25 protein-coding genes and 1 riboswitch are annotated in these 23214 nt (G+C 59.0%); of the genes, 20 read left to right on the plus strand and 5 right to left on the minus strand.

Annotation, left to right across the window (positions count from 1 at the left end; all coding sequences use genetic code 11):
- Positions 1–154: 154 nt before the first annotated feature.
- From RX972_RS21765 to RX972_RS21790, 6 genes are all read left to right on the plus strand, one after another.
- Complete coding sequence (locus RX972_RS21765; RefSeq protein ID WP_316878400.1) at positions 155–1246, plus strand: DUF2066 domain-containing protein; 1092 nt, start codon at positions 155–157, stop codon at positions 1244–1246.
- 299 nt (positions 1247–1545) lie between these two features.
- Positions 1546–2619: an AI-2E family transporter gene (locus RX972_RS21770; protein WP_027902379.1), complete on the plus strand. Its 1074-nt coding sequence runs from the start codon at positions 1546–1548 to the stop codon at positions 2617–2619.
- Positions 2620–2897: 278 nt separating this feature from the next.
- On the plus strand, positions 2898–3602 hold the full coding sequence (gene hda, locus RX972_RS21775; RefSeq protein WP_027902380.1) for a DnaA regulatory inactivator Hda: 705 nt from the start codon (positions 2898–2900) through the stop codon (positions 3600–3602).
- Positions 3596–4360, plus strand: a complete 765-nt coding sequence (locus tag RX972_RS21780; RefSeq protein WP_164706036.1) for an NAD-dependent deacylase — start codon at positions 3596–3598, stop codon at positions 4358–4360. The genes hda and RX972_RS21780 overlap by 7 nt, the downstream gene beginning before the upstream one ends.
- A 77-nt stretch (positions 4361–4437) precedes the next feature.
- Positions 4438–5139 (plus strand): C40 family peptidase, encoded by a 702-nt coding sequence (locus RX972_RS21785; RefSeq protein WP_316878404.1) that lies wholly within the window; start codon positions 4438–4440, stop codon positions 5137–5139.
- Between the two features lie 93 nt (positions 5140–5232).
- Positions 5233–5769 (plus strand): C40 family peptidase, encoded by a 537-nt coding sequence (locus RX972_RS21790; RefSeq protein WP_027902383.1) that lies wholly within the window; start codon positions 5233–5235, stop codon positions 5767–5769.
- Positions 5770–5787: 18 nt separating this feature from the next.
- Here RX972_RS21790 and RX972_RS21795 read toward each other — a convergent pair whose 3' ends face one another.
- Positions 5788–6069, minus strand: coding sequence for a helix-turn-helix domain-containing protein (locus RX972_RS21795; protein ID WP_316878407.1), 282 nt, complete (start codon positions 6067–6069; stop codon positions 5788–5790).
- A 246-nt stretch (positions 6070–6315) separates the two neighbouring features.
- The gene (locus tag RX972_RS21800) at positions 6316–7659 is read right to left on the minus strand and encodes a PQQ-dependent sugar dehydrogenase (protein ID WP_231674976.1); all 1344 of its coding nucleotides are present in this window, start codon (positions 7657–7659) and stop codon (positions 6316–6318) included.
- Between the two features lie 102 nt (positions 7660–7761).
- Positions 7762–7980: riboswitch (cobalamin riboswitch) on the plus strand.
- A gap of 97 nt (positions 7981–8077) precedes the next feature.
- Between RX972_RS21800 and cobO the strand changes: the two genes are divergently transcribed.
- The 13 genes from cobO to RX972_RS21865 all read left to right on the plus strand — a co-directional run bounded on the left by cobO (position 8078) and on the right by RX972_RS21865 (position 19362).
- The gene (gene cobO, locus RX972_RS21805; protein ID WP_027902077.1) at positions 8078–8689 is read left to right on the plus strand and encodes a cob(I)yrinic acid a,c-diamide adenosyltransferase; all 612 of its coding nucleotides are present in this window, start codon (positions 8078–8080) and stop codon (positions 8687–8689) included.
- Between the two features lie 10 nt (positions 8690–8699).
- Positions 8700–9995 carry a cobyrinate a,c-diamide synthase gene (locus RX972_RS21810; protein WP_316878410.1) on the plus strand — a complete coding sequence of 432 codons (1296 nt, stop codon included), beginning with the start codon at positions 8700–8702 and terminating at the stop codon, positions 9993–9995.
- A complete protein-coding gene (bluB, locus tag RX972_RS21815) occupies positions 9992–10642 on the plus strand; it encodes a 5,6-dimethylbenzimidazole synthase (protein ID WP_316878412.1) in 651 nt (216 codons plus the stop codon). Before RX972_RS21810 ends, bluB begins: the two co-directional genes overlap by 4 nt.
- A complete protein-coding gene (gene cbiB, locus RX972_RS21820; RefSeq protein ID WP_095094914.1) occupies positions 10639–11547 on the plus strand; it encodes an adenosylcobinamide-phosphate synthase CbiB in 909 nt (302 codons plus the stop codon). The genes bluB and cbiB overlap by 4 nt, the downstream gene beginning before the upstream one ends.
- A complete protein-coding gene (gene cobD, locus RX972_RS21825; protein WP_316878415.1) occupies positions 11540–12559 on the plus strand; it encodes a threonine-phosphate decarboxylase CobD in 1020 nt (339 codons plus the stop codon). The genes cbiB and cobD overlap by 8 nt, the downstream gene beginning before the upstream one ends.
- The gene (locus RX972_RS21830; RefSeq protein WP_316878417.1) at positions 12556–14010 is read left to right on the plus strand and encodes a cobyric acid synthase; all 1455 of its coding nucleotides are present in this window, start codon (positions 12556–12558) and stop codon (positions 14008–14010) included. The genes cobD and RX972_RS21830 overlap by 4 nt, the downstream gene beginning before the upstream one ends.
- Before the next feature lie 139 nt (positions 14011–14149).
- Complete coding sequence (gene cobU, locus RX972_RS21835) at positions 14150–14671, plus strand: bifunctional adenosylcobinamide kinase/adenosylcobinamide-phosphate guanylyltransferase (RefSeq protein WP_316878419.1); 522 nt, start codon at positions 14150–14152, stop codon at positions 14669–14671.
- On the plus strand, positions 14668–15720 hold the full coding sequence (cobT, locus tag RX972_RS21840) for a nicotinate-nucleotide--dimethylbenzimidazole phosphoribosyltransferase (RefSeq protein ID WP_316878421.1): 1053 nt from the start codon (positions 14668–14670) through the stop codon (positions 15718–15720). Before cobU ends, cobT begins: the two co-directional genes overlap by 4 nt.
- Entirely contained in the window at positions 15717–16301 is a 585-nt protein-coding gene (cobC, locus tag RX972_RS21845; RefSeq protein ID WP_316878423.1) for an alpha-ribazole phosphatase family protein, read from the plus strand. Before cobT ends, cobC begins: the two co-directional genes overlap by 4 nt.
- A gap of 119 nt (positions 16302–16420) precedes the next feature.
- Positions 16421–17152 carry an adenosylcobinamide-GDP ribazoletransferase gene (locus RX972_RS21850; RefSeq protein ID WP_316878424.1) on the plus strand — a complete coding sequence of 244 codons (732 nt, stop codon included), beginning with the start codon at positions 16421–16423 and terminating at the stop codon, positions 17150–17152.
- A gap of 262 nt (positions 17153–17414) precedes the next feature.
- A complete protein-coding gene (locus tag RX972_RS21855) occupies positions 17415–18617 on the plus strand; it encodes an MFS transporter (protein ID WP_122805737.1) in 1203 nt (400 codons plus the stop codon).
- A complete protein-coding gene (locus RX972_RS21860; RefSeq protein ID WP_255877355.1) occupies positions 18614–18736 on the plus strand; it encodes a hypothetical protein in 123 nt (40 codons plus the stop codon). Before RX972_RS21855 ends, RX972_RS21860 begins: the two co-directional genes overlap by 4 nt.
- A 74-nt stretch (positions 18737–18810) precedes the next feature.
- Positions 18811–19362 (plus strand): glutathione peroxidase, encoded by a 552-nt coding sequence (locus RX972_RS21865; protein ID WP_316878428.1) that lies wholly within the window; start codon positions 18811–18813, stop codon positions 19360–19362.
- 93 nt (positions 19363–19455) lie between these two features.
- On the opposite strand, the gene RX972_RS21870 is transcribed toward RX972_RS21865, so the two are convergent.
- The 3 genes from RX972_RS21870 to RX972_RS21880 all read right to left on the minus strand — a co-directional run bounded on the left by RX972_RS21870 (position 19456) and on the right by RX972_RS21880 (position 21839).
- Positions 19456–20721 (minus strand): OmpP1/FadL family transporter, encoded by a 1266-nt coding sequence (locus RX972_RS21870; RefSeq protein WP_255886386.1) that lies wholly within the window; start codon positions 20719–20721, stop codon positions 19456–19458.
- A 151-nt stretch (positions 20722–20872) separates the two neighbouring features.
- Positions 20873–21352, minus strand: coding sequence for a hypothetical protein (locus RX972_RS21875; protein WP_316878432.1), 480 nt, complete (start codon positions 21350–21352; stop codon positions 20873–20875).
- Positions 21353–21614: 262 nt separating this feature from the next.
- Positions 21615–21839: a hypothetical protein gene (locus RX972_RS21880; RefSeq protein ID WP_027902063.1), complete on the minus strand. Its 225-nt coding sequence runs from the start codon at positions 21837–21839 to the stop codon at positions 21615–21617.
- Positions 21840–22757: 918 nt separating this feature from the next.
- On the opposite strand from RX972_RS21880, the gene RX972_RS21885 reads away from it, so the two are divergent.
- Positions 22758–23180, plus strand: a complete 423-nt coding sequence (locus tag RX972_RS21885) for a tetratricopeptide repeat protein (RefSeq protein WP_122704296.1) — start codon at positions 22758–22760, stop codon at positions 23178–23180.
- Positions 23181–23214: the final 34 nt, after the last annotated feature.

Raw genomic sequence — 23214 nt, forward strand, 5'->3', positions numbered from 1 at the left:
ACCTGTGTGTCTGTGGACTGGTTGATTCGATGCCGCCCCTATAAGGTGTAGCCTTCATCTTTGTTGTGAATGTTTAGCTGCTCGCTGCGGTCTCACTCACGCCAGTCATTTCGATGCGGTTCTTTATTGCCGCTTTTCCGTTCGGGAACTGTCCATGCGTCTTTCGAATCTGTTTTTTGCCGGCTGCCTCTCACTATTCAGTCTGCCGGGCTTCGCTGAAACCGTTAACAATCTTTATCAAGTCCGTGAACCCGTCAGTGGCCAGACGCCTGACGAGCGCACGCGTGCCACTCAGGCTGCGCTGGAAACCATGGTCCTGCGCCTGACCGGCGATGCTCGTGCTCCGCAGAGTTCATCGCTGGCCGAGTTGTGCAAGGATCCGCAGCAGATCATCAGTCAATATGGTTATGACGCCGGGCCTCCGGAAACCCTGCTGGTGGATTTCGACCCGGCCAGCACCGACCGTGCGTTGCGTCAGGCCGGTTATTCGCTGTGGGGCAGCAATCGGCCGACTATCCTTGGGTGGTGGCTGAATGATGCAACCGAAGGTTCCAATCTGGTCGGCGACGGTCAGGCTTCTGCTGAACCCCTGCGTCGTGCGGCCCAGCACCGTGCGTTGCCATTGCGGCTGCCGCTGGCGGACCTCGAAGAGCAGGGCGTGGGCACCGCGAAAAATATTGAAGGCACGGATCCCACTGCGTTGAAGCAGGCGTCAGAGCGATACGGCGCAGATGCCTTGCTCGCCGTACATGCCAAGGAAGAGGCCGGACAGTGGCAGGGCAAATGGCGGTTGTGGATGGGTGACAAGCGCGAGCAGGGCACCGCGACTGCTGCCAGCTCCGAGGCCCTGGCCGACGCTGTGTTGTTGGCCGTCAGCGAACGACTGGCGCCGCGTTTTGTGGCCAAACCAGGCGCCTCCAGCGGGCTGCTGATGCAGGTACAAGGCATGAATCTGGAGCGCTACGCGCAACTGATGCAGTTACTCGAACCGTTTGGCGCGCGTCTGAAGCTGGTTGAAGGCGACCGTATCATTTACGAAGTGAACGGCAGTGCCGAGCAACTGCGTTCGCAATTGTCGCTGGCCAAGTTGCAGGAGATTCCGGCAGCCGAAGCTGCTCAGGCGCCGACTGCTCCCGCTGCACCTGAGCAGGCTGCACCGGCACCAGTTGACGCTACAGGAGCGGTTCAGGCTCCCGCGCCGACAATCGTGCCAACAGCAGCACCGCAGATTTACTTCCGCTGGTGACTTATCGCTGCGGCAAGCTGTCGGTTAAGAGAGCGAGACTGGATCTGTATGAGCGAGCGGGCGGCGTTCCGACTTGCACGCGAAGTGATTTGGAATGTTTTTCTGTAGGAGCTGCCGAAGGCTGCGAAGCATTTCTCCTGACAAGCCGCGATCGCAGCCTTCGGCAGCTCCTACAGGTCCTGTGTTTGCCGCGTGACAGCGGTGTGTTATGGATGCGTCTATGGGATCGACCGGGGAATTGTATTGGCAGGCCAACGTAGATTCTCCAACGGGCTTTTTATAGTAGTCGAGGGGCTTTGATGACTGACACACGGCGCTGGTTCTGGATTGGCGGGGTTGTTCTGCTGTTCCTGTTTGTATTCTTGCTGCACGGGATTCTGACTCCGTTTCTGGTGGCGCTGCTGTTGGCTTATATGGGCGACCCGCTGACCGACAAGCTGGAAAAGCTGGGCCTGTCGCGGACGTTAAGCGTGGTGGCCGTGTTTGGTCTGTTTACGCTGATCCTGATGGGCTTGCTGCTGGTGCTGATACCGATGCTCGCCAAGCAGCTGTTCCGTCTGTATGAGCTGGCGCCACAAATACTGGACTGGTTGCAGCACAGCGCTTTGCCGTGGGTGCAGACCAAGTTCGGACTGGCTGACGGCTTCTGGAAGTTCGATAAGGTCAAGGCAGCGATTTCCGAACACATGGGCCAGACCGGCGATATCGTCAGCGCTGTATTGTCCAGGGCGACAGCCTCCAGCCTCGCGCTGATCGGCTGGATCACCAATCTGGTGCTGATCCCTGTGGTGTGTTTCTACCTGCTGCGGGACTGGGACGTGATGATGGCCAAGATTCGTGGCCTATTGCCGCGCCACCGTGAAGAGCAGGTCGTCAAGCTGGCGGGCGAATGTCATGAAGTACTGGGCGCATTCATTCGCGGCCAGTTGCTGGTGATGGTTGGCCTGGGCGTTATCTATGCAGCGGGCTTGATGCTGGTGGGCCTGGAATTGGGTCTGTTGATCGGGGTGATTGCCGGTCTGGCCGCCATCGTGCCTTATATGGGTTTCGTGATCGGTATCGGCGCAGCGCTGGTGGCCGGGCTGTTCCAGTTTGGCGGCGACCTGTACCCGATGCTGGGTATCGCGGCGGTGTTCATGGTCGGTCAGGCGCTTGAAGGCATGGTGCTCACGCCCTTGCTGGTCGGCGATCGGATCGGCCTGCATCCGGTGGCGGTGATCTTCGCGATTCTGGCGGGCGGTGAGTTGTTCGGCTTCACCGGGATCCTGCTGGCTCTACCGGTGGCAGCGGTGATCATGGTCCTGGTTCGTCATGCGCATGACGTCTATAAAGAGTCGGATGTTTACGGCGGGGCGGAAGATCCGGAGTTGTAGGAAGTACTCCCCGGATTTGGGGTTGAAATGCAATCCTATGTGGGAGCGAGGCTTGCCCGCGATAAGGCTGGACGCTATAGACCTGATATCTGTGGCGCCCTTATCGCGGGCAAGCCCTGCTCCCACAAGGGATCGCGATGGCCCGTAAATACCCCGGAATCACGCAAACCTTTGATTTTGCTTATGGTCTGGCGCATTGTGCCCCCAGCGTCACGGGTATAAACTTTGCGCACTTTACACAGAGGCCCCTAACGGTTCATTTGAATCGTTCAGCCAGCATGAAACCTATTCAGCTGCCCCTGGGTGTGCGTCTGCGTGATGACGCCACCTTCATCAATTACTATCCCGGCGCCAATGCTGCGGCACTCGGCTACGTCGAGCGGCTGTGCGAAGCCGAGGCGGGCTGGACCGAAAGCCTCATTTATCTATGGGGCAAGGATGGCGTAGGTCGGACTCACCTGTTGCAGGCCGCGTGCCTGCGTTTCGAGCAGATGGGCGAGCCGGCGGTTTACCTGCCACTGGCTGAAGTGATCGATGAAGGCGTCGAACTGTTCGACAACCTTGAGCAATACGAACTGGTCTGCCTCGACGACCTGCAAGCCATCGTCGGCAAGCCGGAATGGGAAGAAGCACTCTTTCACCTGTTCAATCGATTGCGCGACAGTGGTCGCCGTCTGCTGATTGCAGCGTCGCAGTCCCCCCGCGAGTTACCGGTCAAACTTCCCGACCTCAAATCACGCCTGACCATGGCGCTGGTGTTCCAGATGCGTGGCCTGTCTGACGAAGACAAACTGCGTGCTCTGCAACTGCGGGCATCGCGACGCGGGCTGCATCTGACTGACGAGGTCGGGCATTTCATCCTGACCCGTGGCACTCGCAGCATGAGCGCATTGTTCGATCTGCTGGAAACCCTCGATCAGGCCTCATTGCAGGCCCAGCGCAAGCTGACCATTCCCTTCCTTAAAGAGACGCTTGGGTGGTAGACCCCGCGTTGCTGCTGCAAACCGCCTCGGCGCTGCGTCATGCCCGGCGGATTCTGGTTATTACCGGTGCAGGTTTGTCAGCGGATTCGGGGCTACCGACCTACCGCGGCGTCGGTGGCTTGTATAACGGCGAAACCGACGACGGTATTCCTATCGAAATGGCTCTGTCCGGCCCCATGCTGCGCCGCGATCCTGCGCTTTGCTGGAAGTACATCGCGCAGTTGGGAAGGGCATGCCTGGGAGGCCAGCCCAATGCCGCCCATTACGCCATCGCCGAGCTGCAACGCAAAAAGCCGGAATGCTGGGTGCTGACGCAAAATGTGGATGGCTATCATCGCGCGGCGGGCAGTCCGCCTGAGCGACTGATTGAAATTCATGGGCAGATGGCACCGCTTTTTTGTCAGTCATGCGGTGCAGAGGATGCTGATTTAAGTACGCACCTGGAACGACCTCTTCCACCTCTCTGTTCGTTTTGTGGTGGCGTAATGCGACCATCCGTCGTTTTGTTTCAAGAGATGTTGCCCGAGCAAGCGATGCAAATACTCTATGAAGAGATGGCAAAAGGCTTTGATGCAGTGCTGAGTATTGGCACCACTGCAAGCTTCCCCTATATCCATGAACCCGTAGTAAGAACAAGGGTTTGCGGCGGTTTTACGGCGCTAGTAAATTTGACGCCTACCGATCATAGCGCCCAAATGGACGTGTTTTTGGCCTGTCGAGCGGTACATGTCATGGACGATCTGGTAAGTCACATTTAGTTCGATTGAATTTGCAAATCAGAATGAGAGTGGGCATAGTCGCGGCTTCTTAATACTTATCAGCCACGGTCGTGCCCATGCTAGCTCGCTTCGCACCCCTCGTGCCTCTCGCACTTGTCACCCTGCTTATAGGTTGCGCCGCCAATTCACCGGTCTCGCAACAACAGCAAGTACAGCAGCAAACCGCCAGATCGGACAGCGCTCCCAATGCAAACGTCCGTTCAGATCGTTCGGTTTTGCAGGAAGAACTGGCGACAGAAGCTGAACTGGCGCGTTTCTCCGACAACAAGCCTTATCAGTTGCCAGTTTTGGCTGACAGCATTCTTGAACGTGGTAAATCCCTGATCGGTACCCGTTACCGTTTCGGCGGTACCTCCACCAAGTCCGGTTTTGATTGCAGCGGCTTCATTGGTTATCTGTTCCGTGAAGAGGCGGGCATGAGCCTGCCGCGTTCTTCCCGTGAAATGATCAACATCGATGCTCCGCTGGTTAAGCGCAATGATCTGGAACCAGGTGATCTGCTGTTCTTCAGCACCGCCGGTCGCGGTCGCGTCAGCCACGCGGCTATCTACCTGGGCGACAATCAGTTCATCCACTCCAGCAGCCGTCGCAGTGGCGGTGTCCGTGTAGACAGCCTGGACGATGTGTACTGGAGCAAGACCTTCATCGAAGCCAAGCGTGCTCTGGCGATGGAATCGCCAACTGCGCCCGCTCAGACCACTGCGATGACGGCGACGACGCTCAAGACTCCAGCGGTCAAAAAGCGTAATCACAAATAATTAGCGTCCCGTACAAAGACAGGCTATAAGCCTGTCTTGTGCTTTTCGGGCTCCCGGCAAAGTAAGCCGCATCCACCTCGGGTTGTTGTGTTTATGTCGATTACGCTACGTATTGTGGTCATTTCTCTCGCTGCGTTACTGGGTGCTTGCGCCAGTGCGCCGCCGCCTCAGCCTCGGGTCGTTCAACGCCCGGTAATCGTTGCTCCCGCCGAGAACCCTAATCCTGCCGCCGAAGACGTGTTGTTCCGCGCTCTGGGGCTCGTGGGCACGCCCTATCGCTGGGGCGGCAACACGCCTGATTCAGGTTTCGATTGCAGCGGTCTGATCGGTTTTGTTTATCGTGATGCGGCGGGCATTGCCTTGCCACGTTCAACCCGCGACATGATTGTGATGCGTGCGCCGAGCGTTGGGCGCGAGCAACTGCAGTCTGGTGATCTGGTGTTCTTCGCCACAGGCGGCGGTTCGCAAGTCAGCCATGCAGGCATTTACGTTGGCGAGGGACGCTTTGTACATGCACCTGCTACCGGCGGAACCGTGAAGCTGGATAGCCTCGATAAACCTTATTGGCAGAAGGCTTATCTGGACGCCAAGCGAGTGATCCAGCCTTCGAATCTGGCGCGCAATCAGTAACGCTGCGGGAGCGGCTTATCAAGCCGCGACGAAATGCATTGAAACCGTTAATCCCGCCGCTGCAGCCAGATCAACCAAAGCATCAAGGCTAAACAGATCGACTCTGCCAGCTTTCAGATTAGAGAAGCGCGGTTTGGTAACGCCCAGTCTACTGGCCTTAACCGTGTCGTTCCCCGGCCACTGCCTGATCTGTTCGTTGAGGTCAATCATGAGCTGCGAGCGAGCTTTCAGATGCGCAGCCTCTTGAGCCGTATCCGCCAAAGCGTCCCAGACGCTGGCAAAGGTTTGTTCTTCGGTCACATGCCCTTCCTCACCACATTTTCGATGTGGGCGAGTGTTATCCAGTTCGATACTAAGTTTTAGTAGCCCTTTCGCTATTGGTGTTAGGAAAAATCAGAGAGTTTCGTAGGCAAGTGTGAATGCGCGTCCGTCACAGCATCACGCTGACCTTATCGCGGGCAAGCCCGGCTCCCACATGAATCACATTTCTCTGTGGGAGCCGGGCTTGCCCGCGATTGGGTCACCTCAAGTTCAGAGGCAGGCCCGTTAAGGTTTCACCCCAGCCTGTTGTGCCTTCGCTCCCGTCACCCGCCAGATTTTGTTCCCCACATCATCGGCTACCAGCAATCCACCCTGATGATCATTCACCACGCCAACCGGGCGGCCCTGTGCTTTTTCATCGGCGTTGAGGAAGCCGCTCAGCAGGTCGATCGGCGTACCAGCTGGTTTGCCGTCTTTGAATGGCACGAACAGCACCTTGTATCCACTGTGTGGCTTGCGGTTCCAAGAGCCGTGCTGGCCGATGAACATCCCTTCGTTAAACGGTGCAGGTAAGGTTTTGCCGTCGGCGAAAACCAGGCCCAGCGAGGCCGTGTGCGGACCCACCGCGAAGTCAGGCGCAATGGCTTTGGCAACCAGCTCCGGATTTTGTGGTTTAACCCGCTCATCCACATGCTGGCCGTAATAGCTGTACGGCCAGCCATAAAAGGCTCCGTCCTGAACCGAGGTCACGTAATCGGGCACCAGGTCACTGCCGATTTCGTCACGCTCGTTGACAGCTGTCCACAGCTTGCCCGTGGTCGGCTCCCAGTCCATACCGTTCGGGTTACGCAGACCCGAGGCGAAGATGCGGTGGGTTTTGCTCGCCGGGTCTACTTCCCAGATTGCTGCCCGACCTTCTTCAGCTGCCATTCCGTTTTCCGCCACGTTGCTGTTCGAGCCAACCGTTACGTAAAGCTTGCTGCCGTCTTTGCTGGCGATGACGTTTTTGGTCCAGTGGTGATTCAGCGTACCGCCGGGCAAATCGACGATTTTGGTCGGTTGCGCGGTGATCGCCGTCTGCCCATCTTTATAGGGGAAGCTGATCAGCCGGTCGGTATCGGCCACATAGAGCGTGTTACCCACCATCGTCATGCCAAACGGCGAGTTGAGGTTTTCCAGAAACACGGTGCGGGTTTCTGCCACGCCGTCGTGATCCTTGTCGCGCAACAGGGTAATCCGGTTAGGGCTGGGCACGCCGGCCCCGGCGCGGCCCATGACTTTCTTCATGACCCAGCCACGGACGCCTTGATCGTCATCGGGTTTGGGCGGGGAATTGGTTTCGGCAACCAGCACATCGCCATTGGGCAACACATACAGCCAGCGCGGGTGATCGAGGTTTTCAGCGAAGGCGGCGACCTGGGTGCCCGGGGCCGCAACTGGTTTGCCACCCTGCGGCCAGCCGACGGCCGGGGCGATGTTGACCGTTGGGATCAGGGTTTTGTTGGGCTCCGGCAGCTTCGGAGACGGACCTGTGCCGTCCGTGACTTGCAGGGTAGAGGACTCGCCACAGCCCGCGAGGCCAGCGGCGAGCACGAGCAAGACGGCGTAGTGCGGTTTGAGCGTGAACATGGTGGATCTCCGTAACGGGCAGTGGTGCAGTAAGCGGTAGAGGCCCTCACGCGGTTGAGGTTCAACCCCTGTGTTGATTGACGCTCCCGGGTCAACGCTCTAACCTGCGCGCTTGTTTCAGGTGCTCATCGTCCGCGGACTGATCGAGTGAAACAGGGAAGCCGGTGCGCTCGCTATTTTTCGAGCTATTCCGGCGCTGCCCCCGCAACGGTAAATGAGTGAAAACTGTGCAAACTGCCACTGTGCTCAGGCATGGGAAGGCGCGCAGCCGGGTTCGCCCGCTCATGAGCCCGGAGACCGGCCTGATCCATTCAACAGCATCACGGCGGGCGATGCTCTGCGCATGACCTGTGGTCGTGCTGTCAGTCTTTGCTATGCCCTCCGTCTGCTTTCGCGTGCCCTCAAGCGGAGAGCTGAGATGAACGAATCCCCTGAACGTGACGAACGCCATCTGGCGCGCATGCTGCGCAAGAAAGCCGTCATGGACGAGCGCATTGCCAGCGCCCCTAACGAATGCGGTTTGCTGTTGGTCTTGACCGGCAATGGCAAAGGCAAAAGCAGCTCCGCGTTCGGCATGCTCGCCCGGGCCATGGGCCACGACATCCAGTGCGGCGTCGTGCAGTTCATCAAAGGCAGTCACAGCACGGGCGAAGAGTTCTTCTTTCGGCGTTTCCCGGAGCAGGTCCGTTACTACGTGATGGGCGAAGGCTACACTTGGGAAACCCAGGACCGTCAGCGCGATATCGCCGCGGCCGAAGCCGCCTGGGAAGTGTCTCTGGAAATGCTCCGTGATCCGTCCATTGGCCTGGTGGTGCTGGACGAACTGAACATCGCCCTCAAGCACGGCTATCTGGACATCGAGCGGGTACTCAGCGACTTGCAGGCGCGTCCGCCGATGCAGCACGTGATCGTGACCGGTCGCGGCGCCAAGCCGGAGATGATCGACATGGCCGACACGGTTTCCGATATCACCGTGGTCAAGCACGCCTTCCAGTCTGGTATTCGTGCCCAGAAAGGCATTGAGCTGTGAGCGCACTGTCATGAGCGAGCCGCGTCACTGTCCGGCGGTATTGATCGCCGCGCCCGCTTCGGGTCAGGGTAAAACCACCGTCACCGCCGCATTGGCTCGCCTGCATCGCAATCAGGGCCGCAAGGTTCGCGTGTTCAAGTGTGGGCCGGATTTTCTCGACCCGATGATTCTTGAGCGCGCCAGCGGTGCGCCGGTCTATCAGCTCGACCTGTGGATGGTCGGTGCTGATGAAAGCCGTCGTCTTTTATGGGAAGCCGCGGGTGAGGCTGATCTGATTCTGATTGAAGGCGTGATGGGCTTGTTTGACGGTACGCCGTCCAGCGCTGATCTGGCTCGTCATTTCGGTGTGCCGGTACTGGGCGTGATTGACGGTACGGCCATGGCCCAGACCTTTGGCGCATTGGCCCTGGGGCTGGCGCGCTATCAGCCGGACCTGCCGTTCGCCGGTGTGTTGGCCAACCGCGTCGGCACTGTGCGTCATGCGCAATTGCTGGAAGGCAGCCTGACCGAAGGTTTGCGCTGGTACGGCGCGTTATCTCGGGAAACCGGAATCGAACTGCCAAGCCGTCATCTCGGCTTGGTACAAGCCAGTGAGCTGAATGACCTGGACCTGCGCCTGGACTCAGCGGCTGATGCCCTGGCCAGCACCTGCGAAGTGGCCTTACCACCCGCCGTGACCTTCGCTGCTCCGGAAATTATTCCAGCCGAGCCGCTGCTTGAAGGCGTGCGCATCGCCATCGCTCACGATGAGGCGTTCGCCTTTACCTACGGCGCGAGTCTAGACTTGTTGCGGGCAATGGGCGCCGAACTGGTGTTCTTCTCGCCGATCCGCGACGGCGTTTTGCCCGAGGCGGATAGTCTGTATCTGCCCGGCGGTTACCCCGAACTGCATCACGTTGCATTGAGCCAGAATACGCCGATGCTGACCGCAATCCGCGAACACCATCAAGCGGGCAAACCGTTGCTGGCGGAGTGCGGCGGCATGTTGTATCTGCTGGATGCCTTGACCGATGTCGACGGGTTGCGGGTTGAGCTGGTGGGCTTGCTGGCAGGCGAGGCTGTGATGCAGAAACGTCTGGCGGCCCTGGCGCTACAAAACGTCGCATTGCCCGAAGGCGAACTGCGCGGCCACACTTATCACCATTCATTGACCAGCACCGAGTTGCAGCCAATTGCCCGGGGCTTGAGCCCTAACGGTGGGCGCGGCGCCGAGGCGGTCTATCGCGACGGGCGCATGACGGCGTCCTATGTGCACTTCTATTTCCCTTCCAATCCCCAGGCGATTGCGGCGCTTTTCAAACCATGAGTGATCAAGCGTACAGCGCCGAAGAGCGTGCTGCGGTCTATCGCGCCATTGCCGAGCGCCGTGACATGCGGCATTTCAGCGGTGGCAGCGTAGCGCCCGAGTTGCTGACGCGTCTGCTCGAAGCAGCGCATCAGGCACCCAGCGTGGGCTTGATGCAGCCATGGCGGTTTATCCGCATCACCGACCGGGCGTTGCGCGCGACTATTCAGACGCAGGTTGAAGCTGAACGGATTCGTACCGCCGAAGCGCTGGGCGAGCGCGCCGATGATTTCATGAAACTCAAAGTGGAAGGCATCAACGACTGTGCAGAAGTGCTGGTTGCTGCGCTGATGGATGATCGTGAAAAACACATTTTCGGCCGCCGCACGTTGCCGGAAATGGACCTGGCGTCGCTGTCCTGCGCCATTCAGAACATGTGGCTGGCAGCGCGTGCCGAAGGATTGGGCATGGGCTGGGTCTCGCTGTTTGAACCACAAGCCCTGGCTGACTTGCTGGGCATGCCCGAGGGCGCAAAACCGCTGGCGATTCTGTGCCTGGGGCCGGTGACCGAGTTCTATCCGGTGCCGATGCTGGTCATGGAAGGTTGGGGCAAAGAGCGCCCGGTGGACGAGATGCTGTTTGAAAACCAATGGGGAGTCGGTCAATGAGTGTGGCGCTGTTAAGTGTTGCCGGGGTGGCGCTGGATGCGTTGCTGGGCGAGCCGAAGCGCGCTCATCCATTGGTCGCGTTCGGTCGTTACGCTGACCGGATCGAGCGGCGCTTCAATTCGGCCGGTCGCGGCTGGCGCAGTCATGGCGTCACGGCCTGGTTTATTGCGGTCATCCCGTTGACCCTGCTGGCGACCGCATTGAGCTGGCTGCCTTACATTGGCTGGCTGGTGGAAATCCTTGCGCTGTATTGCGCGCTGGGTTTACGCAGTCTGGGTGAGCACGTTGAGCCGGTGGCGCAGGCGCTGCGCTCGGATGACATTGAAGAAGCGAGGCGTCGCGTCGGCTATCTGGTCAGTCGCCAGACCTCGGAGCTGGACGCCACCGAAGTCGCCCGCGCGGCCACTGAATCGGTGCTGGAGAACGGCAGCGATGCGGTGTTCGCCGCACTGTTCTGGTTTGCCGTTGCCGGTGCGCCCGGCGTGGTCCTGTATCGATTGAGCAACACGCTGGACGCTATGTGGGGTTATCGCAACGAGCGTTTTGAGCGTTTCGGCTGGGCGGCGGCGAGGATTGATGACGTCCTCAACTATATTCCTGCAAGGCTGGTGGCGCTGACGTACGCGTTGCTGGGCAAAACCCGTCTGGCCCTGCGCTGCTGGCGCACCCAAGGCCCGACGTGGGACAGCCCCAACGCCGGGCCGGTCATGGCCGCGGGCGCGGGTGCGCTGGGTGTCGAACTGGGCGGTGCCGCGATCTATCACGGCGAGCTGCATCAGCGTCCGCAGTTGGGTGAGGGTGTGCCCGCTGACGCTAATTCCATTGATCGCGGCTGGCAACTGGTGCAGCGCGGTGTGTGGTTATGGTTGTTGGTGTTGTGCATTGGAGCCGAATTTTATGCTTGAACATGGCGGCCGCCTGCGCAGGGCAGCCAGACAGTACGGCATTGATGAAGCTGACTGGCTGGACTTGTCCACGGGCATTGCACCCTGGGCCTTCCCGATTCCATCGATTCCGGCAGCCGCCTGGCATCGCCTGCCCGAAGCCGATGATGGTCTGGAGCAAGCCGCCTGTGCTTATTACGGCGCAGCGCGCGCTTTACCGGTTGCCGGATCCCAGGCTGCGATTCAGGCCCTGCCGCGTTTGCGCACTGCCGGTAAGGTGGGCGTGTTGTCGCCTTGTTATGCCGAGCACGCTCACGCCTGGCGCAGCGCGGGCTTTTTGGTGCGCGAAGTGCTTGAGCATGAAGTGGATTATTTCCTCGACAGCCTCGACGTACTGGTCGTGGTCAATCCGAATAATCCGACCGGCCTGATGCTCACCCAGGAATGCCTGTTGAAGTGGCACGGGCGACTGGCGGAGCGGGGCGGCTGGCTGGTGGTCGATGAAGCCTTTATGGATAACACGCCGGCTTTGAGCCTTGCGGCCCACACCGGCCTCGCCGGTCTGGTCGTGCTGCGCTCGTTTGGCAAATTCTTCGGGCTTGCCGGTGTGCGGTTGGGATTTGTCCTGGCTGAGCCAAATTTACTCAAATCACTGGCTCAGGAAATCGGCCCCTGGACCGTCAGCGGCCCCACGCGAATTATCGGCGAAGCGTGCCTGAAAGATGTTCAGGGTCACCTTGCGCAACGTGCCCGCACCGATCAGGCCAGCGAGCGTCTTGTGCAGGTACTGACTCGCCACGGGCTAAAGCCGGACGGCGGCTGCGCGCTGTTTCAACGGGTGATCACCCCGCACGCCGAGTCGCTGCACGAGTTCTATGCCCGACGCGGCATTCTGTTGCGCTTGTTCGTCAGCGATAACCCGCTCGAATGCAGTCTGCGCTTCGGCCTGCCGGACACTGAAGCCCACTGGCAGCGTCTTGAGAAGGCGCTGGTCGAGTTCAACCACAGCCTGCCAGGCCAGGAGCAGCCATGACCACTCTGATGGTGCAAGGCACCACGTCCGACGCTGGCAAAAGCACTCTGGTGACGGCGCTGTGCCGCTGGCTGACCCGCCAGGGTGTCGCCGTCGTGCCGTTCAAACCACAGAACATGGCGCTCAACAGCGCGGTCACGGCGGACGGCGGCGAAATCGGCCGTGCTCAGGCGGTGCAGGCCCAGGCTTGCGGGTTGCAGCCGCATACCGACATGAATCCGGTATTGCTCAAGCCCAACAGCGACACCGGCGCGCAAGTGATTATTCATGGTCGCGCCGTTACCACCATGAATGCGGTGGCGTATCACGGCTATAAAGAAATCGCCATGAAAGCGGTACTGGAATCCCACGAGCGGCTGGGCCAGACCTATCCGGTAATCATAGTCGAAGGTGCTGGCTCGCCTGCCGAGATCAATCTGCGCGCCAACGACATCGCCAACATGGGCTTCGCCGAAGCGGTGGATTGCCCGGTGTTGCTGATTGCCGATATCAACCGAGGCGGTGTTTTCGCCCATTTGGTCGGCACGCTGGAATTGCTTTCGCCCAGCGAGCAGGCACGGGTCAAGGGCTTCATCATCAACCGTTTTCGTGGCGACATCGCGCTACTGCAGCCAGGCCTGGACTGGCTCGAAGCACGGACCGGCAAACCTGTGGTTGGCGTGCTGCCTTACGTAATGGACCTGCATCTTGAGGCCGAAGACGGTCTCGATCAGCGCCAGACCGACAAGGTCGAGCAAGTGCTCAACGTGGTGGTGCCGATCCTGCCGAGGATCAGCAACCACACCGATTTCGATCCGCTGCGCCTGCATCCGCAGGTCAATCTGCAATTTGTTGGTCCTGGGCAGACCATTCCCTCAGCTGACCTGATCATCCTGCCCGGCTCGAAAAGCGTGCGCAGCGACATGGCTTATCTGCGAGCCAACGGCTGGGACAGCGCTATTGCCCGACACCTGCGTTATGGCGGCAAGTTGCTGGGGATTTGCGGTGGTTTGCAGATGCTCGGTGAGCAGTTGCATGATCCGCTGGGCCTCGAAGGCGCGCCGGGTTCCAGCGCCGGTCTTGGTTTACTGGCGATGAGCACGGTGCTCGAAGAAGAGAAGCAGCTGCGCAACGTGAAAGGGCGTCTGTCGCTGGAAGGCGTACGGGTCAGTGGCTATGAAATCCATGCTGGCGTGACCACCGGCTCAGCCCTGGAAAATCCGGCCGTGCTACTGGACGATGACCGCTGCGACGGAGCGCAAAGTGCTGACGGCCAGATTTTCGGCACCTACCTGCACGGGCTGTTCGAAACCCCTGAGGCATGCAGCGCACTACTGCGCTGGGCCGGTTTGCAGGACGTGCAGCAAGTGGATTACCACGCACTGCGCGAGCGCGACATCGAGCGGTTGGCGGATCTGGTTGAGAACCATCTGGATGGCACGTTGCTGCGTGAGTTGTGTGGGTTGAAATGACAAAGCACTTGACCTGTAGGAGCGCACGAGCACCGCGAGGCCGCGATAGCGGGGCATCAGACAAACCGTTATCGCTGCCTCGCGCTGCTCGTGAGCTCCTACAGGGGAACGTATTTCGTTTTGATAGAAAGGCGCTCACATGCAGCAACTAATCCTCGGTGGCGCACGCTCCGGCAAGAGTCGACTGGCTGAAAGTCTCGCCACTGGCTCTGGGCTGGAGGTGATTTATATCGCCACCAGCCAACCCGTAGATGGCGAACTGAATCAGCGTGTCGCCCTGCACCGCGAACGTCGGCCTGACACCTGGGGGCTGATTGAAGAACCCATCGAGCTGGCGCGTGTTCTTCAGGACAACGCCAGTGCCGAGCGCTGCTTGCTGGTGGATTGCCTGACGCTGTGGCTGACCAATTTGCTGATGCTTGAAAACACCGAGCGTCTGGCGCAAGAGCGTCAGGCGTTGCTCGACTGCCTGGCGCAATTGCCGGGCGAAATCATTTTTGTCAGTAACGAAACCGGGTTGGGCGTGGTGCCTCTCGGTGAGCTGACTCGTCGTTATGTCGATGAAGCGGGCCTGCTGCATCAAGCTCTGGCTGAGCGTTGCCAGCGCGTGGTGCTGACCGTTGCCGGTTTGCCACTGACCTTGAAAGGATCCGCATTATGAGTAACTCGTGGTGGCTTGAGCCTGCCCAGTCGATCAACGTTCCGGTCCGGGAAGAAGCCCTCGCGCGGCAGCAGCAGTTGACTAAACCCACCGGTTCCCTGGGGCAACTGGAGCGCGTCGCGGTGCAGTTGGCCGGTCTGCAAGGTCGGGTCAAACCCAAAGCCGACGCGGTGTGGATCGCTATTTTTGCCGGTGACCACGGTGTTGTTGCGGAAGGCGTTTCAGCTTATCCGCAGGAAGTCACCGGGCAGATGCTGCACAACTTCGTCACTGGTGGGGCAGCAATCAGCGTGCTTGCTCAGCAGATGTCGGCTCAGCTGGACGTGGTGGACCTGGGCACTGTCAGCCCATTGGATCTGCCGGGCGTACGCCACCTGCGCATCGGTGCCGGAACCGCGAACTTCGCCAAAGCTCCGGCGATGACTCAAGAGCAAGGCCTGTTGGCATTGCAGGCCGGGCGAGACAGTGTGTTGCGGGCCAAGGCGGTGGGTACCGAGCTGTTTGTCGGTGGCGAGATGGGCATCGGCAACACCGCCGCGGCCAGTGCCGTGGCCTGTTCGTTACTTGAGTGCGCCGCGCAATTGCTGGTCGGACCGGGCACCGGTTTGAATGCGGCGGGCATCAGCCACAAGACGGACGTTATCGAGCGAGCATTGAAGCTGCATGCCGAGCAGGCTGGCGATCCTTTGCAGAGCCTGTTTTGCCTGGGCGGCTTTGAAATTGCGGCGCTGGTGGGCGCGTACCTGGCCTGTGCTCAGGAAGGCATTGCCGTGCTGGTGGACGGTTTCATTTGCAGCGTCGCAGCACTGGTCGCGGTACGCCTGAACCCTGCGTGCCGTGACTGGCTGCTGTTTGGTCATCGCGGCGCTGAGCCGGGCCATCGCCATCTGTTGGAGACATTACAAGCCGAGCCGCTTCTGGATCTGGGCATGCGGCTTGGCGAAGGCAGCGGCGCAGCCTTGGCGGTGCCGCTGGTGCGTCTGGCCTGCCAACTGCACAACGGCATGGCGACGTTCGCTGAAGCCGCAGTGGCAGATCGTCCCGCATGATCCTGCATCTGGACATGTTGCGTCACGGTGAAACCGAACTGGGCGGCGGCATGCGTGGCAGCCTGGACGATGCCTTGACCGACACCGGCTGGGCGCAGATGCGTGCCGCGGTGGCTGAAGCCGGTCCATGGGATCGAATCGTCAGTTCTCCATTGCAGCGTTGCGCGCGCTTTGCTGAAGAACTGGCCGAGCGTCTTGCATTGCCATTGAGCCTGGAACCGGGTTTGCAGGAATTGCATTTCGGCGATTGGGAAGGACACAGCGCCGCGCAGTTGATGGAAACCGATGCTGAAGGTCTTGGCCTGTTCTGGAATGATCCTTACGGTTTCACGCCGCCCAATGGCGAGCCCGTGATCGAGTTTTCGACGCGGGTGTTGGCTGCTGTCGAAAAACTGCATCAAGCCTATGCGGGCGAACGCGTGTTGTTGATCAGCCACGGCGGTGTCATGCGCCTGTTGCTGGCAAACGCCCGAGGGTTGCCTCGTGAGCAATTGCTGCAAGTGACGGTGGGGCACGGCGCGTTGTTGGCGATAAGCGTGGCTGATGGCGGGCTCCTGACCGAGCCCCAACCAAAGGTGTAGGAGCTGCCGAGGGCTGCGAATGAGGGTGTGTCAGGCTAATTGCTTTCGCAGCCTTCGGCAGCTCCTACAGAGACAGCATTCCAATTTGAGTTGTGGGTTCGATAGCGAGGAAGCCTGACATGTTGCCGTTCTGGATCGCCCTGCAGTTCCTCAGCAGTTTGCCCGTCACGTTGCCCGGTATGCCCAAGCCCGAGGAGTCAGGGCGTTCGTTGCTGTTTTATCCGCTGGTGGGCGTGCTGTTCGGTGTGGTGTTGTTGGGCTTGAATACGCTGCTCGGCGACGTGCCTGTCATGCTCCATGCTGCATTGCTGCTGACCGCCTGGGTGTTGCTCAGTGGCGGACTGCATCTGGACGGTCTTGCCGACAGCGCCGATGCCTGGCTCGGTGGTTTTGGCGACCGTGAACGCACCTTGACCATCATGAAAGATCCCCGTAGCGGACCCATTGCGGTGGTCACACTGATGCTGGTGCTGTTGCTTAAATTCACTGCGCTGCTGGCGTTGATTGAGGGTCAGAACTCCATAGCGTTGCTGCTGGCACCAGTGCTGGGGCGCAGCGCCATGCTCGGTCTGTTTCTGTGCACGCCTTACGTCAGGGCTGGCGGGTTGGGGCAGGCGCTGGCCGACCATTTGCCGCGCTCGGCGGGTAAACAGGTGCTGCGGGTCTGCGCAGTCGGCTGTGTGCTGGTTGCCGGTGTATCGGGTTTGTATGCTTTGGCGGCTGCGGCCGTCAGTTTCTTCTGGCTGCGCCATTTGATGCTCAAGCGCCTGGGTGGCACCACCGGAGACACGGCGGGTGCATTGCTGGAGTTGCTGGAGGTTACGGTGCTATTGGCGATGGTATTGGCCTGATTCACCAAGGTCATTGTAGGAGCTGCCGAAGGCTGCGATGCATCCTTCCTGACACACCGCTATCGCAGCCTTCGGCAGCTCCTACAGATCCTATGTATGCCGCGAGACAGCGCGGTGTCATGGATAAGAGGCGGCGTCTGCAAGATTCGCATCGACAGCCCGATCAGATTGACACCCCCATCCCCCACCGCGTAGCTTTCACACATTCTGTTACGGGTATATCCACGTAATTTTTCTTGAGCGGGCGAGCGGGAGAACAACAATGACATCCGTCTGGCGTACCAGTGGCTGGATCCTGCTAGGCAGCGCGTTGATTCTGGCACTGTCGCTGGGTACGCGGCATGGCTTTGGTTTGTTCCTCGCTCCCATGAGTGCAGACTTTGGCTGGGGGCGTGAGGTGTTTGCGTTCGCGATCGCCTTTCAGAACCTGATGTGGGGCTTGGCGCAGCCGTTCGCGGGTGCGTTGGCCGACCGCTTCGGCGCAGCGAAAGTGGTGTTCATCGGTGGCGTTCTTTATGCCATCGGCCTGATGCTGATGAGCATGGCTGACACGCCTCTCAGCTTGTCATTGAGCGCTGGCTTATTGATCGGTATTGGCCTGTCAGGCACGTCGTTCTCGGTGATTCTGGGCGTGGTCGGCCGTGCGCTGCCCGCCGAAAAACGCAGCATGGGCATGGGGATCGCCAGTGCCGCAGGGTCTTTCGGTCAATTCGCCATGCTGCCCGGCACGCTGGGTCTGATTGGCTGGCTGGGGTGGTCCAGTGCATTGCTGGTGCTTGGCGTGCTGGTGGCGCTGATTCTGCCGCTGGTAATGATGCTCAGGGACAGCCCGACGCCGCTGGTCGGTGGCGAGCAAACCCTGAGCGAAGCATTGAAGGAAGCCTGTTCGCACTCGGGCTTCTGGCTACTGGCGCTAGGGTTTTTCGTTTGCGGTTTTCAAGTGGTGTTCATCGGCGTGCACTTGCCTGCCTATCTGGTGGATCAGCATTTACCCGCCAAAGTCGGCACCACAGTGCTGGCGCTGATCGGTTTGTTCAACATTTTTGGCACTTATACCGCAGGCTGGCTGGGCGGGCGCATGTCCAAGCCGCGTCTGCTGACCGTGCTCTATTTGCTCCGCGCCGTGGTGATTGTGTTGTTCATCACGCTGCCGCTCAGTGAAACCTCTGCCTATCTGTTTGGCGTGGCCATGGGCTTGCTGTGGCTGTCCACCGTCCCGCTGACCAACGGCACCGTCGCGACCTTGTTCGGCGTGCGTAACCTGTCGATGCTCGGTGGTATCGTGTTCCTGTTCCATCAACTGGGTGCCTTCCTTGGCGGCTGGCTGGGAGGTGTGGTGTATGACCGGACCGGGAATTACGACTTGATCTGGCAAGTGTCGATACTCTTGAGCCTGTTGGCGGCGGGGTTGAACTGGCCGGTGCGTGAACGCCCGGTTGCCCGATTGCAGGCGCAAGCAGCATGAGCAGATGGTGGTTCTGGGGCGCGGGTATGGCTGGCGCTCTGACGCTGGCGCTGATCTGGTGGGCCTGGCAAAACGTCGGGCTCGCCGCTTTACAGTTGGGCATGGGCGCTTGCCTCTAGGCATTTGGTCGGGCGCGGGTTAGTTTGTCCCATAGACAACAATGACTGCGCCGCACGGGCGCTCGGGATGCCTTATGCACATTCGCTGGATTGCTCTGCCGGTTCTCATGTTCGCTTTCGGTGGCACTGCCATGGCCGCTGATTGCCCGGCGCTGTTGCAAGGTGAGTTGCCCAAGTTGCGCGCCAAGGAAAATATCAACCTGTGCGAGCGATTCGCCGGCAAGCCAATGCTGGTGGTCAATACCGCCAGCTTCTGTGGTTTTGCTCCCCAGTTCAAAAGCCTGGAAGCATTGAATCAGCGCTTCAAAGGGGAGGGCCTTGAAGTGCTCGGCGTGCCGTCCAACGACTTCAAACAAGAGTCCAAGGATGGCGAAGAAACCGCCAAGGTTTGCTACGTCAATTACGGCGTGACCTTCACCATGACCGAGCCGCAACCCGTCAGAGGCGACGATGCTACTCACTTGTTCAAAGTGCTGGCCGAGCAGAGCAACGCGCCGCGCTGGAATTTCTACAAATACGTGGTGGATCGTAAAGGCAATGTGGTCGCCAGCTTCTCCAGCATGACCACGCCGGATGACCCGGAGCTGATTGCTGCCGTGGAAAAGGCTATCGCCTCCAAACCTTGATTCAGTCCTAACAAAAAAGCCCCGCAACCATTGCTGATTGCGGGGCTTTTTGTTGACTTGCAAACGGCTGGGTCAGCCGTTTTGGTCGATGGATCAGAAGCGGTAAGTGATCGAGCTACCTACACCGTGAGCGGTGTTGCGGAAATCCGCGTCGTAAGTGCCTTTACGAGCGCTGCTGTCGCGGATCTTCGCTTCGTCTTCGCGCAGATACGAGTAGGCAACGTCGATAGTCAGGTTGTCGTTTGGACTCCAGCCAGCGCCGAAGCTGACTGCTTTGCGGTCACCGGTAGGGATGCGCGGCGAGCGGTTTTCATTATTGGTTGGCGATTGATCCACCGAGAACCCGGTGCGCAAGGTCCACTCTTTGTTGACCTTGTAGGATGCACCGATGGCGTGGGCCCAGGTGTCATGCCAGTTCTGAGGTTCGGAGATGGTGCCAATCGTTGGGACCAGCGGGCCTGGGACGCCGCTGTTTTTTACGTCGATGCTTTCCAGACGACTCCAGCGAGTCCAGGTACTGCCCGCATAAAGTGTCCAGTTTGCGTCAAGCTCATGGGTAACCGAGAAGTCGACGGATTCAGGAGTAGTCAGATCCAGCGAGGCGTCGTACTTCTGGCCGTTGAACGGACCGAAGTTGGGACCAGAGATTTTGGTATCGCCGTCCAGCTTGTACTTAACTTTGGAGTGGTAGGTTGCGCCAATGCGAGTGCTGTCAGTGGCTTGCACCAGGATGCCGACGTTGAAGCCCAGCGCGGTGTCATCACCCTTGACCTTTACCTTGCCGTCATTGACCGGGCCGGTAACCGGGTTGAGCGCGCTGGAGGTCAGCTCACCGTCAATACGGTTGATCGTCGGACCAAAACCGATGGAAACCTTGTCGTTGAATGCGTAGCTGATAGTCGGCTGAAAGGTGACGACTTGAACGTGGCTCTTGTCAGCAAAGTAACGACCGGCAAAGCTGCTTTCGTAGTCAGTGACCAGACCAAATGGAACATAAACCCCCACGCCGAAAGCCCAGTGATCATCGATCGGCTTGACGTAATAGCCCATCGGAACTCCGACGACTGGCACCATATCGCCATCATTGCTGCCGCCAAAAGAGCTGCTGGCGTTATCAATATCGGTCTTGGCGATGATTGCTGCTGCGCCAACGCTGACTTGTTCGCGCTTGAGACGGGACATACCGGCAGGGTTGCCGAATACGGTGCTTGCATCATCGGCAGAAGAGGAACGGCCCGCAAAACCGGTCCCCATACCGCTGATGCTTTGTTCGTTGATGGCAAAACCAGCAGCGAAGAGTTGGGAGGCAGCCAGGCTAACAGTGAGGCCGAGTGTGGTCTTGAGCATTACTTTTTTCATTATTAGAACTCCTTGTTGATCACCGCGCGAAAATTACCAACATTTCTCAGATTGCGCCATAGTCCGAATGGCCTGATCTAGAGCGTTTTTTGTAGGACAATCCGCGAAAAATGTCGCGATCTGTTTTTATCGTGATTTGCTCGAAAGTCATTCAAGCCGGGTGCGAAAGTGGTGTTACACAGCTTTGCCAGGCACTCATGAAATCGCGTAAACGGCCTTGGGGCTGAAATATTTCGCGCCATATTTTGGCCATTACGCGGGGATCTTCGTCGGCGGGCAGGCAAGAACCTTGAGCCTCGACCATCAACCAGGCGATGGCGGTGGAGTAGCGCAGGTTGACGGTCAGTTCCAGGTGCGGCCCTGTGAGAAAAGCATGCTGACTGGCCAGGCCGCGAACCAGGCTGGCCAGTTCAGGGTCGAGCGCCAGATAGTTGTCCCAGAGCTGCCGATGACAGCCTTCGGATATGCTGTACAGGCCATGCCCGCGGCGGCTGTCCAGTGCAGCGCCCAGATCTGATTGACTGGCGGCGACGGCGAGAAGGAACGATTCGGCGCGCGGGCTGTGCCGGTCCAGATACAACAAGGTGGGCCGAATTACGTGGCGGGATAAATCTCTGGCATCGATTCCCATGACATCCTCGGGGAAAAGTGACCGGCGGGCCCGGACGTGTGGCAGCGACAATAGAATCAGGCCCGTCGGAAGCGATCGTGATCGCCTGAGTTGAAGTGTAGTGTCATATTTCGCGTGTAAAGGATTGTTTTCAGGTTAATTCCTGTCAGTCGTCGGTTCTCATATAGCCCTTGGCGATAGAAGGTTTGGGTAATATCGAGGCGAAAAAAAGCCCCGCTTTGAAAGGCGGGGCTTTTTTATTCCTGCGAAAACGAGCGGCGTATCAGGCGATGAGGGCCTGACGAGTACGCTCGATCACGGCCTGCAGCGGCTCTGCGCTGGAGTACTGATCGGGGTACAGACGCTCGGTGTGGCGAGCGATGCCGTGTTCGTTGACCAGGGTGAAGCTGAAGCAGCCTTTGCGAGCGGCCATGATCAGGCAGTTCATTGGGGCAAAAGCGTTGGTCAGTGTATGGATAGCGTGTTGAGTCTGATGATGAGTAGTCATTATTAAGGTGTTTCCTAAAACGACACGGAACATTACCGTGCAAAAATAAACGTTCCAGTAAACGCGGGCGATCCTGATCGGCAGGATATGGCTGGGCGAAGAACCTGTCTGGAACAAAAGCAGCCAGTTGAAGCGCACTTTATCGTATGGCGCTCGGGCTGACCGGTAGGTACTTAGGAGGGCAGGCAACACAACAAGAGCAAAGGTTCGACGCTCTGGGTGCAGATCCTGATCAATTGCAGGCTGGTTCGGTCAGGCCATGGATGATTGCATCACCACTCCCGTCTGCGGGTAGTCGGCATGCAGGCCATGTCTGGAAACCATCGAGGTGGTCGATCCCTTGTTGTCAGCAACTTCCTTACGTTTTGAAGAAAGTTTGCCGGGGGACTTTTTCGACCAAAAAATTGACTTTCAGCTTGGTACTAACGGCGACGATGTTAACGGAGTTGTCAGGTCATTGGAAGGGTGCTGGTGAAAAAACATACAGAGAAGGGCGCCGTTCGTCGCTGGATCCGCTCAAGTTACTGTTCCAGTTGAGATTCGCTTGCAGTTGTGAGCGGTCTAAAGCGCCGTTTTCAGAAAATAATCGCGACCTGAGATTGACTTGTGCACATTGGCGCAAATTGCTGCCACATCACTGTCATATGCGCTTGTAAGGGCTTGATTTAGCGTGGCGAATTATTAAGTCAATGAAAAACATCAAATTTTTTTGCTGGTGAAAAAATCGTCAGTTTGAGCGCAGGCCGCATTCTGTCTGCGTTTGCGGGGCACGAGGGGCGGTTGTCCACTGAGTTATCCACAGCTTCTGTGGATTGTCCCGAGCGCTGGCTCTACGACGCGCCTTTCGCGTTCTGCCCCTTTACCTCTGCGAGAAAAAGTGTAGAGTTGCGCGCCTCCTGATTTGCCCCCGTTGTGTTTATGAAGTCTCGTCCTGATCCATCGCACGAATCTCAAGCTGTAGCCCGCGAACCTGCACGTCTCTCTCTGCGCGTCGCGTTATGGTTGCTGGATAATCCGCGCTTGAATCAAAAGCCCAGCGTCAAACACTTCGCCGGTCGTCTGCTCAAACAACCTGCGCGCAGCGGTGTGGTGGTTGCGCAGAGCCGACTGGGGCAAATGCTCTGCCGGGATTGCGGCAACACCCGCGACCGTCGCATGGGTCATGAACTGTTGCGGCAGGCGGCTCGCGCCGGAGACTGCAGTGCTCAATTCGAATACGGCCGACTGTGCGCTCAAGCGCCTATCAACGAGCCGCAAAAGGCCCGCCACTGGCTGGAACTGGCGTCGGCCAAGGGCTCGCAGGACGCCCGGCATCTACTCGGTCAACTGGACCTCCGTTAAGCGCACACGCAATCCGCTGCTGACGCACACGCTG

Source organism: Pseudomonas syringae group sp. J309-1 (assembly GCF_032582135.1).
In the GTDB taxonomy this organism is placed as follows: Bacteria; Pseudomonadota; Gammaproteobacteria; order Pseudomonadales; family Pseudomonadaceae; genus Aquipseudomonas; species Aquipseudomonas quasicaspiana.